Origin of the sequence: Rheinheimera sp. (assembly GCF_036782235.1) — a bacterium.
Taxonomy (GTDB): Bacteria; Pseudomonadota; Gammaproteobacteria; order Enterobacterales; family Alteromonadaceae; genus Pararheinheimera.
On sequence record NZ_DAIPZL010000005.1, the window covers coordinates 11,950 to 24,892 of the forward strand.

A 12,943-nucleotide genomic window follows, 5' to 3' on the forward strand; every position below is an offset into this window, starting at 1 on the left:
GCTGGCGCGCTTTGTGCCGGCTTAACCCAGCTGATGTTCGAGCTTGAGCCGCTCCAGCAGTTCAGTGGCGGGCATAGGTTTGGCAAATAAATAACCCTGAATAAAATAACACTGGCGCTGGGTAAAAAAGGCCAGTTGTTGTTCGGTTTCCACCCCTTCGGCAATACAGTACATACCAAGGCTGTTGGCCATACTGAGCATGGCATCGATAATGGTTTCATCATTGCTGTCGATGCCAATGTCTTTGACAAAACTCCGGTCAATTTTAATGGCGTCTATCGGCAACTCTTTTAAATACTTCAGCGACGAATAACCTGTGCCAAAATCATCCAGCGCCAGCACTATGCCTTGTTCACTGAGCGCCAGCATAGTGGCGATGGCAATTTCATGATCCTGCATCAGCGCACTTTCGGTCACTTCAAAACGCAGGCAGCGTGCCGGGATCTGGTACTTTTTCAGCAGCAACGAGGTTTGCCGGCTTAAATCTTCCTGTGCCAGGTGGTGGGTGGATAAATTCACCGACAGATATACCGGGAAACCAGCCTGGTGCCAGCGCTGTAAATCGGCCAGCGCACGCTCCAGTAAATCCAGTGTCATTGGCACTATTAAGCGTAAATCCTCAGCCAACGGAATAAATTCCGACGGCGGCACCAGGCCATTGGCGGATTGCCAGCGCATCAGTACTTCAACTCCAACCATCTGCTGACTGCGGCTGTCGTAAATCGGCTGGTAAAAGTTAATAAATTCACTTTGTTGATAAGCACTGCGAAGCATGGTTTCTTTGGCCAGCTGCATATAGGCTTTTTCGTTCATTTCATTAATAAAAAACTGGAAGTTATTACGGCCGCTGTCTTTGGCGTGATACATGGCCACGTCGGCATGTTTGAGCAGTTCTTTGGCGTCACTGGCGTCTTCCGGGTAGACCGCAATGCCGATACTGGGCGAAATACTGACAGTATGGGCACCCAACTGCATCGGCTCGCCAATGGTTTTAATCATTTTGCGCGCCACATGGCTGATATTGTCGTCGTTTTTATAACCTTCCAGCAGCACCACAAACTCATCACCGCCCAGTCGAGCCACTGAGTCGGATTCACGCAAAGTGTCGGTTAATCTTTTGGCGACTTTTTTCAGCAGTAAATCGCCGATATCATGGCCGAGGCTGTCGTTAATTTGTTTAAATTTATCCAAATCAATAAAACACAAGGCCAGCGAGCGGCGCTGCCGTTTGGCCGACTCAATACCATGGTAAATGCGGTCCATCAGCAGGGCTCGGTTGGGCAAGCCGGTCAGAATGTCGTAGCTGGCCAGATACCTGAGTTCTTCTTCGGCCTGTTTTTGCGCTGTGATGTCGGTAAATACCAACACAAAAAACTCCACCTGCAAATCATCACCCACAGCAGTGATATTGATCAGGGTAGGGCGCTCAGTGCCATCCGGGCATAATACTGTTTCTTCCCCTTGCCAGTGCTGATTCACTGTCATGCCGGATAACAACCTGGTGTAAAAACGGCGGCGGTTTAGGCTGATGCCTAAATCGTGGGTGCGCGGGTTATTCAGATATTCATCCATATTGCCAAATACGTCGGTAAAGGACTGGTTGGCGGCAATGACTCTTTGTTCTAAATCCAGCAGCACCACCCAGTCACGGGTTTGCTGGAAAGCTTCGCCAAAAAGCCGGGCTTTTTCTTTGCTAACCCGGGTTTCGGTAATATTGCTGTAGGTTCCAATCACCCGTTCAATTTTGTTTTGTGCTGAAATTTCAGTAACTTTGCCAATATCGCGGAACCATATCCAAAGGCCGGATTTATGTTGCATGCGATAGCTGTGGTCAAAAATTTTGTCCGGTGCACTGACAAATCTTTGCCATGCCTGCTGATAAGCTTCCCGATCATCCGGGTGGATCAACGACAAATGTTGTTGCATCGTCAGTGGATTTAAATCTTCGTTGTAACCGAGCATCTGATGAATACGCTGGGCATAAATACTGTTTTTATGGGCATGCCATTCCCAGGCGCCGCTGTCGACTGCTTCCAGCGCCTGTTTCAACCGTTGTTCGCTGGCCAGCAGTTTTTGGTGGGCATTGGCCAGCAACCGCCGTTGTTTACGTCTGGCCTGCCACCACAATAACAACAACAGTAATAATAAAGAGCCATAAGCCGTCAGCGCTGTTTCTGAGCGCCAGGGTGCGGCGCCTATGGTCAGTGATATATGGGCAGGCGCACTTTGCATGCCTGTCATCGGCGAAATGGCCACCACGCTAAAACGGTAATGGCCGGCTTTGAGCTGCGGAAAAACGACGGCCGGTACAGCTTGTTCCGGATACATCAGTTTTTGTTCGCCATCGAGCCAGAATTTGTAGCTGATTTTGCCGCTGTCACGAAAGTTCAGTGCGGAAAACTGCACTTCAATGCCAAGGGCATCATGGTCAAAACTGAAACTCTGGCCGCTTAAATCACCGAGGCTGTTACTGATATGCTGGTTCAGTGCCTGAATGGAGGTGATCACAACTTTAGGTGGCATCGGCGCTTCCATTAACCGGCGTGGGTCAAATAAAGTAATACCGCGGCTGGTGCCATAAACCAAATCACCATTGTTTAGCCTGGTGCTGGCGGCAAAGACAAAAGCGTGGCTGGCCAGACCATCTTTTTTGCTGAAGTGTTCTATACGCAGGGTTTTGGTATCAAGTCTGGATAAACCATAGTTACCTGCAAACCACAGATTGCCTGCTTCATCCAGTTCGTTGGAATACACAGTGTTGCTCAGTAGCTGATTGTCGGCATGAAAATGATGTTTGAGCGTCAGGCTGCCAAGGTCAAAACCTAATAATCCTAAACCCTGAAAAGTCACCCACAAGACATTTCGGGGATCGACACTGAATTTGTCGGCAAAACGGTCACGACCAGGCTGATAATCATTTGCCTGATAGATTTTTTGCAGTCTGGCGTCGTGCTGGTTGTAAAGCCACAGTTGATCGGCGGCACTTAACAGCATTTTATCGTGCTGGCCTGGTAATAAACCCAAAAACCGACCGGCGTAACGTGGCGGGATTTGCTCTTTAATGCCCGGCAGTTCCGTCAGCTCACCGCTTTGGGGTTGATAACGGTAATAACCGTCTTTGTTATAAAACCAAAAACTGCCATCTTCACCCCGCCAGTGCCCCAGCGAGTTATTCTGCAATAAGGCTTGTTGTGATTCTTGTTGTAATTTTGGCGGCAAAAATGTGCGTTGTTGCGGGTCGTAATAACGCAGGCCATCTCCTGTTCTGAGCCAGAGTTTGCCGTCAGGCTCAGGGTAAATCCGCCTGACCTGCATGGCAAAGCTGGCTGGTAAACCGTCCGGATAAGGCCAGAGTTGTTGTTCGCCATTTTGCAGATCCAGCTGATACAACCCCTGCTGATTAGCGATCCACAGTTGCTGATCCTGTCCCTGGGCCAACGCAAAGGCACCGCGGATGGCCGATTGGGAGTCCTGTGCCTGTTCAGCTTTCAGCTCAATATTATTAAAACTGGTGCTGCGCGGGTGCCAGTAAAAAGCACCATCGTCGCGGCTGGCCAGCCATAACCCCCCGTCGCTGCTGGCGACTAAATCAACAATAGTGTCGTTGCCAATCTGATGGCTGCTGTCGCGAAAACGCCATAGCAAATGGACGTCGCGGCGACGTTCATCAAATTCAAGCAAACCTTCATTGCTGGCCAGCAACAACCTGTTCTGATGTGCCAGCATTCTTGTAATCACCCGCTCAGACAGCAGCGTCTGAATGCCGGCGTTATTGTTGTTATGCAGTGCTGTCAGCGGCATAGTCAATAAACTGTTGCTGCTGGCAATATAAAGTTGCTGCTGATAAGCATATAAATGGCGGATCATGGCGCCCTGACCGTTGGCATCGGGCAATAACAAAGCTTTAGTTTGCAGGCTGTGGGTATCGAGTTGGAATAAACCTCTGTTGCTGGCAATGAGCAACTGCTGCTGATGTAGCCACAGCTGACGTACTCTGTTGTTGCCCTCACGCTCTGGCATGGTAAAAATGCGTTGTAATGTGCCGCTGCCGGTCTGATAACGGTATACAGCGTCATTAATGGCCACTAATAACTGGTCAGGGGCTTCTTCCAGCACGTCGGTCAGGACCGGCATTTCCAACTGCTCCTGGGCAGCTAAATCCAGTATCAGTTCAATATGGCCGCTGGTTCTATCCAGTAAATACAAACCAACATCAGCCGAAGCCGCCCAAAGTCGCTGTTTGCTATCTTCCAGCAGTTGCACAAAATTCAGATCGGTCAGGTTTTGCTGTTTAGATTGCACCAGCACATTGCGGGTGGCATCAAAGCGGTTTAAACCGTTACTGGTGGCTATCCATAAAAAGCCTTCACGGTCGAGGTACAGGCGTTGCACAGTGCCACGCGACAACCCCTGATCTACCGTCAGCGGCAATAACAGTGGTTTTACACTTTGCGCGTAAAGTGGGGTGCTTAACAGCCAACAGCAGGCCAGCAGGAGCAATATACTACGCATCAGAGCTCTGTGACTGAAAAAACATATGAGTACTGTCTGTTGTCGGGATGTCAATAAAATTGAAAATATCGCAATTGACTGGCCAAAGTCCAGAACATCACGCTGTTTTTGCGTTATATCACTACTTTTAGTGTTGAACTAAAGTGGGAACAAAGCCACCATCAGCAATAACCAGCCACTGGCGATTAATAACACCACTGCATGCTGAAATTGCCGGCTGATTTGCACAAATCGTTGAATATCAAGGGCATTGGGTTCGGCCGGCGGGCCAAAACGAATACGGCGTTGTTTGGTGGCGCTGTAATAACGCGGGCCAGCTAAATTGCGCTGCAAAGCTGCGCTGCTGGCGGCCAGCAACCAGCGCTGCGGCAGGGCATAATCGCCATCTTTGGCCAGTTTGCGGTAATAATGACTGCCGTGCCAGTTTTGCAACAACGCCAGCAACAATGCACTGAACCACTGTGGCAGCCAGGCCAATAAACTGAATAACCGGCTGACCGGTTGGCCAAACTCAGCAAAAGAGGGTTGTTTGGGGTTCCAGCATTGTTGTAATTCCAGCAAAAGCCGGTAGCCAAATGCTGCAAGACCGCCACCGGCTAAAAACCAGAACAAAACGCCAAACCATTGTTTGGCCAGACGTAACGTCAGGCTTTCAATACTGGCTTTGCAAAGTCCAACCTCAGATAACTGCTGACTCTGGCGCAGCACCAAAGGTTTAATCAAATCGCGCGCCAGACTCAGTTGTTGTTTATCCACCGCAGCCGCCACCTGCAATGCCTGTTGTCTGGGTTGTTGCCAGTCCAGGCAGCAATACAGCAGCAAGGCGTGCCAAAATTCCGGCCACTCCGACAAACTGGCAAAAGCTGCCGCTAAGGCGAGCAGTGGCAATACCAGCACCAGCATGGCCAGTGAACCTGAAATTAATAACTGTTGTTTGCCATAACCTGGTTTATTCACCTTGTTGGCAAGGCCGATAGCGGCCTGGCGTACCACCTGCAATGGCTGATAACTGGCGGGCAGCGGAAAGATGGCACTGAGTGCAATCATCAGCAGCGCCAGCAAAGGTTGCTGCAACAACGGCTGTTGCAGCACAGTTAAAAATTCAGGTAATTGCAGGGCAGGCCAGTCCACAACAGCCTCAGAGGCTCAGGGCCTGAAGTTTAGGCAACAAAGCCATCACCATAGCGCTGCTGTTGCGCGACGCCACTTCCAGATAAGCATCAAAGGAAGTTGGTGATTCTTTGCCGGCAATGTCGCTTAAGCTGCGGATCACCACAAAGGGGGTGTTCAGCTGATAACAGGCCTGGGCAATAGCGGCACCTTCCATTTCTACTGCCAGCATGGCCGGGAATGTCGCGCGGGTTTTGGCAATGCGCTCGGGGTCGCACATAAACACATCACCTGTGGTGATCAGACCTTTTTTGGTTTTGCAAAAACCAAGGGACGCAATACATTGTTCGGCGGCATCAATCAAAGCCGGATGGGCGCTAAAAGCGGCAGGTAAACGTGGGACCTGACCAGGTTCATAACCAAAGGCTGTGACATCCACATCGTGGTGGCGCAGCTCGGTCGAAATCACAATATCGCCCACGTTCAGCTCAGGATCAAAACCACCGGCTGAACCTGTGTTGATCACTGCGTCGGGCTTAAACTGACTGATCAGTAAAGTGGTGGCCACTGCCGCCGTCACTTTACCAATGCCCGATTGCACCAGCACTACATCAACATCATTCAGCTTTCCCTGATGGAAAGCAAAACCGGCGATCTGCACAGTGTTGGCATGTGTGAGTTGTTGTTTGAGCAGGGCAATTTCCTGCTCCATGGCGCCAATAATTCCGACAAGCTGCATAAGGTTCTCGCTGAGTAAAAAGCCACATTATACGAACTGTGGCTTTGGCTTGCCGAACTTTTTCAAACAGCTGCAACCTTGATAGTGCCGGCCGCTCCTTTGGTCAGTTTACCGGCCTGATAATCGCGGATCGCTTGCTCTATCTCTGCGGCACTGTTCATCACAAAAGGACCATACTGAACCACAGGCTCACCTATAGGTTTGGCAGCCAGCACCAGCAGCCGCACCGCTGTTTTGGCCACAAGGTGCAGGCTGTCGCCTTTACCCAGCACGGCCGCATGATGGGTTTTAACCAAGCTCTCTCTGCCGTCGGCACTGATCTGTACCTCACCCTCAAAAGGATAAACCAGTGCATTATGTTCAGCGGGCAGCTGTAACTGTAGCTCGCTGCCTGCTGGTAAGCTCAGATCATAATAGTGGGGATCTGTGCTTAACCCCTGAATAGGGCCAGCCGTGATTTGCTGTTCAGCACTGAGTGTCAGGGCCCCGGCAATCACCACGGCATGGCCACCATTGGCTAAAGTGCGGCGGCCAAGCTGTGCAGGTTTTAAATCCACATAAGCCGGGTCTTTCATTTTTTCCGCTGCCGGCAAATTTAACCACAGCTGAAATCCACGCATCAGGCCGGATTCCTGTTGTGGCATTTCAGAGTGAATAATACCGCTACCGGCCGTCATCCACTGCACACCGCCCGACATTAAGTGGCCTTCATTGCCCAGATGATCCTGATGCAGCATATGGCCATCCAGCATGTAGGTGACAGTTTCAAAACCCCGGTGCGGGTGGGGCGGGAAACCGGCGATATAATCGGCGGCTTCTTCTGAACCAAAACAATCCAGCATTAAAAAAGGATCCAGCCGCAGCTGTTGCTGCAAACCAAGGCTGCGACGGATTTTTACACCGGCACCGTCCGATACCAGTTGCGCCGGAATAAGCTGTTGAATATGACGTTCGCTCATCTGAGTTACCTTTTGTGTTTAACTTTGGATAAGCTTAGTAAACGCTGTTTTGATTAGAAAGAAAAGCGCATATAAATGCGCTTTATATCCTAAAAAATAGAATCATTAAACGTTGGCTGTGGCCATTTGTTGCTGTTGTTGCATCTGCTGTTCGTGTTGTAACAACCAGACTTTGCGGCCTAAACCGCCGGCATAACCGGTCAGGCTGCCGTTATTACCAATCACTCTGTGGCAGGGCACCACTATCGCCAGCGGATTACGGCCATTGGCCGCGCCCACAGCCCGCACTGCTTTTGGATTCTGAATAAAATCAGCAATGGCGCCATAACTACAACTTTGTGCATATGGAATATGCACCAGAGCCTGCCATACCTGCTGTTGAAATGCAGTGCCCGTGGCGGCAAGTGGCAGACTAAAACGGGTTCTATGCCCGGCAAAATACTGCTGAAGCTGCACCAGCGCATGCTGAAGATGCTGCTGAGCTTGTTCAGTCGCATTCACTGCATTTTGTGGCTGTGCTGTCTGTAACGGTAAAGTTTGGTGTGCTGCCTGCTCAATTAGGCTGCCACTTCGTACCGGTGCCAGTTCTGTGGCTTTGACGGCAGCAAATTCTGCCGGTAAATCATCGATAAAAACAATGGCACTAATGCCATCTGCATTGGCTTGGATCTCAAGTTGGCCAATGGGGGTTGCCATAACGGTGGACAGGGTCGGCGGTGTTTTGTTCATCATGATGTCCTTTGCTGTTTTGCAGCCATATCAGTTGTTGCAGCTGTTGTGGCCTTTTTGGCGGGCAGGCCAAACCACAGTTGTAAAGTGGCGTAACTGCGCCATGGGCTCAGGCTGTCCGGGCTGATTGGGTTTTGCCGGGCCGCCAATGCTTTTTGAATGCCTAAATCACCCGCCAGCCAAATATCAGTGTCAGACAGACCACGCATTTTGCTGTAAGCCACTGTCCAAGGGCCTATGCCTTTGACGCTAAGCCAGCTATCGGGCTCAGCCAAAGGCGCTGCGGCCACAGCTTTGGCAAGCCCCCACAGAGTGTCGCGTCTGGCTTGCGGCACTTTGATCATCAATAAATCAGACTGCAGAATTTGTGTTGGCGTTGGGAATAATTTTTTGCCGATTTGCAGAGGTAAGTCGCTGCCAAGGGCGCTGACCAGCCGGTTAAGCTGAGTGCAGGCGCCGGCCACACTCACCTGCTGCCCAAGCACAGCGCGCACTGCCGCTTCCCAGGCAGACCAGACGCCGGGAATACGGATGCCCGGTTGCAGTTTATCGCCAAAAAACGGCAGCAGCTGTTGCTCTATGGTCATCAGATCGGCATCTAAATCCAGCAGACGGCGAATATGTGCTATCACAGTGTTCAGGCTGTCCGGGTAAGGCCAGTATAAGGTCAGTTGCAGATTGTTGTCGGTGCCGGGAGCCGCTTCAAACCAGCCGGCGCGGGTCTGGTTATCTAAAGTTGCCTGCTGAGCAGGTAAGGAAAAAGTGCGGCCATAACTTTGCTGTCCAAGCCACTCCAGGCCATCAAGGCTGCGTGCTTGCCAGAATTGTAATAATAAATCCCAGTTGAGCGGCGGGCGGTACGGCAGTTTTAATGTCAGCATCGGGGTACTCGTTAAGTCGGGTTTACGGCGGATTTGGCTGGGGGTGAGTTTTAGTTGTTTGATAAAAGCATCATTAAAGCGGCGCACACTGTGAAAACCGGCTTGTAATGCAATATCGGCCACAGGTAGGGCCGTTTGATGCAACAAAGTTTTGGCAAACAGCAGCTGTTGATACAAAGCATATTGTTTTGGTGATACCCCTAGTTCACGCTGGAACAGTTTGCGTAAATAACGCTCACTAATGCCAAGGCGGCTGACGAGTGCAGCCTGGTCAGCATCAATCAGTGCACCTTCGGCAATTAAACGCAGTGCCCGTTGCAGTGTGCTGTTACTGCCTTGCCAGGCCGGTGAGCCGGGCGCACTGTCGGGCCGGCATCTTAAACAAGGTCGGTAACCGGCAGCAGCAGCTGCTGTGGCTGTTGGGTAATAACTAACGCCGCTTTCATCCGGCAGCCGCGCCGGACACACGGGCCGGCAATAAATGCCGGTGCTTTGCACCGCAATATAAAACAGGCCGTCAAACCTTTTATCGCGGCTTAAGCGGGCTTGCTGGCATTGTTGTGCACTGAGCATAAAGCATGTTCCACCATAAAAACTTTGCTCAGTGTATCTTGTCAGGCCGGCCGGATCAGCCAGATCCGGCACTCAATCAAAAAATTGTCAGATGTTTAAATCAACCTGCTGGATTAAGCCAGCGCTGCCTTGCTGTGACAGAAAAATACCACTGCGGGCAATACGCCCAAGCAGCGCCTGGCCATCATATAAACCGAAAGCTGTGGCAACAGAGCTGGTGGAGATTGCTGCTATGCCAAAATCCGCCAGAGGTTTTTGCCTGGATACACCATCCCATAACTGCAGTTGTTGCCAGCTGTTGTCTGTTGGGTCAATAAAACCGTTTTGATTTGTATCCAGTGCAGCGAGCTCAGTAAAACCCTGGTTGCTGGCAGGGCCAAATAATTCCAGGCCTGAATCGGCTTTGCCGTTCTGATTTTTATCATGCACCAGATAATATTGGCCGTTGCCAAGACCCGGCAGCAGGCCTTCGGCGCCCTGACCACTAAAATCAAAGTTGCTGCCCGTTGTTTGTAGCTGCACCGGGCTGCCAGTTAAGCTCAGTACTAAAGGATCTTTCAGTGCTGCCTGCTGATAACTCTGAAATGACTAATATTCTTCTTGCATTTCAAATGCAAAAGACCAGCTGATATGACTGCCATCGGCCAACGTCGCTTCACCGCTAAAACTGGCGCTAAGTGCCTGATACCGGTAATTAAATTCCAAAATGGTGCTGCCGTTGTCTGCAACTGCAGTTTCAGCGGCAGGGGATTCAGTCGTTTGTTGCTGCTGCGCGGCAATTTTTTGCGCTGAGCTGCCTTCAATCCAGGACAATAATTTGCCGGATGTCAGCTGTTCCAGAATACGTTTCACCACCCCTATGCTTTGTAAGGCATTAAAAGGTAAAGCATCTTCATTTTGTTCTTCAGATGTCTTAGACTCGGTGCTGGTTTTTTCGGCGACTGTGGGTTCGGGGATAGTTTTGTCAATCACCGGCACTACCGGACGCTGTACTTGGGTAGGGCGGTTTGGAATTTGCATGCGGTGTTGCTGAAAAACCGCCTGTTCCTGTACCGCAAATTGTTGAGTAGCCGTGACGATATTCATCATAAGCTCCGTATGTAAACAATGATGCAATAAGGCTATCGGCAGTCATTGGTTAAACTTTAAGCAGGTAAGGTTATGTTAGAAGCTTTTTTCCGTCAGCTAAGCACTGAACCCGAAACCATCAGTTTTCAGCAGAGCATCGCGCTGATTGATGCTTTATATCAGTTTACGCCCACAGCTTTTAAAAACGGCGCGCTGTTGAATGCGGCAGGAGAAAATAACGGCTCGTGCAAAATTTTGTCTTTTGCCGCTATGCACAAATTGTCTGAACCTCAGACTTTACAGTTGTTTGGGGATTATTACCGGCTAGAGGTGTTGCCGGATTTAAAGGGCGATAATCATGCCAATATCCGCAACTTTATGCGCACCGGTTGGGATGGCGTGGAATTTAGTGGTCAGGCACTTAGAGCCAAAGCGTCTACTTAACCTAAGCCGGAGCGCTGGTTTTAACAGCGTTCCGCTTGTAGTTTGTTGCACTTGGCCAGCACGGATTCGATTTTTTTTGCGGAAAAAGGTTTGGCAATAAAACCACAGGCGCCAGCCAGAATACTTTGTTGTACGTTTTCAACAGTGCTGTGGGCGGTCATAATCACCACATTGGCGTCCGGATTAATTTCTTTGAGTTGTTTTAATAAGATTTTGCCGTCGCAATCAGGCAATTCGATGTCTAAAAACACCACATCCTGTTTCATTTTGCTGTAGCTGCTGATGCCATGGCTGCCGTCAGAAGCTTCACTCACATGACTGATGCCAAGCAACATCAGGGTCTGACGCAGATATTCCCGCACCGAAGTTACATCGTCGATAATCAGCACTGAACAATCGGAAACTTTCATCATTCTTCCTTAAATGTCTGAGATCCATCTTTTGTTAAGTTGTAGCTGGCACTTGCCGGACTGGCAAGTTGAATAAATTCAGTTCTTTGCGATTAATGGCACATTTATAGGTACTTTGCAAAAATTTGTAACTGAAATCTTCCACATGCTAGCAAATTTTGTCCTGTCTGGTATAGCCACCTTTGCTTTTTTGCTGGTACCGAAATAAAGCAGCCTGTTGCACAGTGCGCTTTACGCTGCGTTGATGCTGAGTTATGGTGAAGACTTAAGCAAATACAGCAGCAAATGGACGTTTTGTGTGCAGTTGATTGATTGCAGCGAGATTTTCGCTTTACCTTTGACTTTCCTTTTGTATAATGGCCGCTCCAACGCTAGGGGCATAGTTCCAATTGGTAGAACAGCGGTCTCCAAAACCGATGGTTGGGGGTTCGAATCCCTCTGCCCCTGCCACTTCTTCTGAAGATGAAATTGAATACACATCAGCAGCAACTGCTGCAAATTCTCCGAATAAAACCACTGAATCTGCATGCAGATTTTTTGTCGTTTTCTGTTCAGTCAGCTGTTGAAGCGCAAAATAACCTTGTTAACCAGCGCCAGGCAGTAGAAGCTCTGGCTTTGTCGTCCGATGCGGATACCGGCTTTGCCACCTCGGCAGAAACTACAGCAGAAACAGCACCTCAGTCATCCGCCAACATCGAATGGCCGCTGTTGCAGCTGCAACAGGATATTCAGTTATCGCTAAAACAAAAATCGGTACAGCTGTCTGCTGAAGTGGGCTGGCAAACCTCGCCTGAGCTTAATGCCTGTTATCTCGATGGCATGGTGCTGCATACACCGGCGCTGTCTGATCTGACAACAGCTGAAACCAAACGCCAGTTATGGCAATTATTAAATGACGGATGGTCTGATGTCTGATGTGCTGATCCGCCCCGCGCTGGAAAGTGATATCGACGCTATGTTGGCGATCGAACAAAGCGCCACCAGCCACCCCTGGAGCAGGGCCACTTTTAGCGGTTGTTTTGGCGAGCGTTATTTTAATTTTGTGTTGCAACAAGGCGATGAAATACTTGGTTTTTACATTGGTAACTTTGTCGCCGGTGAAGCCAGTTTATTTGATATTTGTGTCGCGCCCAAAGCACAGGGGCAGGGCTTTGGCCGTTTGTTGCTGGAGCATTTTATTGCGCAAGCCGAGGCAAAACAGGCCTTTGATTGCTGGCTGGAAGTACGCGAGAGCAACCAGAGCGCCATCCAGCTTTATCAGAGTGCCGGTTTTCACCAAAACGGCAAAAGAGCCAATTATTACCCAACAGCCAATGGCCATGAAGATGCCATTTTAATGGGCTTGCCACTGCGTTTTGGTTAACCCTTTTGTTTACCTCTTTTTGTGCCGCCCTGACCCGGTCACTTTGCGCTTAGCCAATCAAGCTGTAGAGAATGTCAGCTAAAAATCCCATCAGACAGATGCTGCTATGGCTGTGCCTGCGCTTTGCATCCTGCTATAATCGCCGCCATTTTGCA

12 protein-coding genes and 1 tRNA gene are annotated in these 12,943 nt (G+C 49.9%); 4 read left to right on the top strand and 9 right to left on the bottom strand.

Annotated elements, in window-relative coordinates:
- Positions 1-21 precede the first annotated feature (21 nt).
- The 8 genes from V7P87_RS07515 to V7P87_RS07550 form a co-directional block, all read right to left on the bottom strand.
- A complete protein-coding gene (locus tag V7P87_RS07515) occupies positions 22-4,512 on the bottom strand; it encodes an EAL domain-containing protein (RefSeq protein WP_333796880.1) in 4,491 nt (1,496 codons plus the stop codon).
- A gap of 138 nt (positions 4,513-4,650) precedes the next feature.
- On the bottom strand, positions 4,651-5,643 hold the full coding sequence (locus V7P87_RS07520; protein WP_333796881.1) for a cobalamin biosynthesis protein CobD/CbiB: 993 nt from the start codon (positions 5,641-5,643) through the stop codon (positions 4,651-4,653).
- Positions 5,644-5,650: 7 nt separating this feature from the next.
- Positions 5,651-6,361: a 5'-methylthioadenosine/S-adenosylhomocysteine nucleosidase gene (mtnN, locus tag V7P87_RS07525; protein WP_333796882.1), complete on the bottom strand. Its 711-nt coding sequence runs from the start codon at positions 6,359-6,361 to the stop codon at positions 5,651-5,653.
- 62 nt (positions 6,362-6,423) lie between these two features.
- Positions 6,424-7,320, bottom strand: a complete 897-nt coding sequence (locus tag V7P87_RS07530) for a pirin family protein (protein WP_333796883.1) — start codon at positions 7,318-7,320, stop codon at positions 6,424-6,426.
- Between the two features lie 105 nt (positions 7,321-7,425).
- Positions 7,426-8,049, bottom strand: a complete 624-nt coding sequence (locus V7P87_RS07535; RefSeq protein ID WP_333796884.1) for a methylated-DNA--[protein]-cysteine S-methyltransferase — start codon at positions 8,047-8,049, stop codon at positions 7,426-7,428.
- Entirely contained in the window at positions 8,049-9,503 is a 1,455-nt protein-coding gene (locus tag V7P87_RS07540; RefSeq protein WP_333796885.1) for a DNA-3-methyladenine glycosylase 2 family protein, read from the bottom strand. Before V7P87_RS07540 ends, V7P87_RS07535 begins: the two co-directional genes overlap by 1 nt.
- Before the next feature lie 87 nt (positions 9,504-9,590).
- Positions 9,591-10,025, bottom strand: coding sequence for a hypothetical protein (locus V7P87_RS07545; RefSeq protein ID WP_333796886.1), 435 nt, complete (start codon positions 10,023-10,025; stop codon positions 9,591-9,593).
- Between the two features lie 66 nt (positions 10,026-10,091).
- On the bottom strand, positions 10,092-10,589 hold the full coding sequence (locus tag V7P87_RS07550; RefSeq protein ID WP_333796887.1) for a hypothetical protein: 498 nt from the start codon (positions 10,587-10,589) through the stop codon (positions 10,092-10,094).
- Between the two features lie 75 nt (positions 10,590-10,664).
- Between V7P87_RS07550 and V7P87_RS07555 the strand changes: the two genes are divergently transcribed.
- Positions 10,665-11,015 carry a HopJ type III effector protein gene (locus V7P87_RS07555; RefSeq protein WP_333796888.1) on the top strand — a complete coding sequence of 117 codons (351 nt, stop codon included), beginning with the start codon at positions 10,665-10,667 and terminating at the stop codon, positions 11,013-11,015.
- Positions 11,016-11,035: 20 nt separating this feature from the next.
- Here V7P87_RS07555 and V7P87_RS07560 read toward each other — a convergent pair whose 3' ends face one another.
- Positions 11,036-11,425 carry a response regulator gene (locus tag V7P87_RS07560; protein ID WP_333796889.1) on the bottom strand — a complete coding sequence of 130 codons (390 nt, stop codon included), beginning with the start codon at positions 11,423-11,425 and terminating at the stop codon, positions 11,036-11,038.
- Positions 11,426-11,798: 373 nt separating this feature from the next.
- Between V7P87_RS07560 and V7P87_RS07565 the strand changes: the two genes are divergently transcribed.
- From V7P87_RS07565 to rimI, 3 genes are all read left to right on the top strand, one after another.
- A tRNA-Trp gene (locus tag V7P87_RS07565) sits at positions 11,799-11,875 on the top strand.
- Between the two features lie 12 nt (positions 11,876-11,887).
- Positions 11,888-12,340, top strand: a complete 453-nt coding sequence (locus V7P87_RS07570; RefSeq protein WP_333796890.1) for a hypothetical protein — start codon at positions 11,888-11,890, stop codon at positions 12,338-12,340.
- Positions 12,333-12,788: a ribosomal protein S18-alanine N-acetyltransferase gene (gene rimI, locus V7P87_RS07575; protein WP_333796891.1), complete on the top strand. Its 456-nt coding sequence runs from the start codon at positions 12,333-12,335 to the stop codon at positions 12,786-12,788. Before V7P87_RS07570 ends, rimI begins: the two co-directional genes overlap by 8 nt.
- The last annotated feature ends 155 nt before the right edge of the window (positions 12,789-12,943 follow it).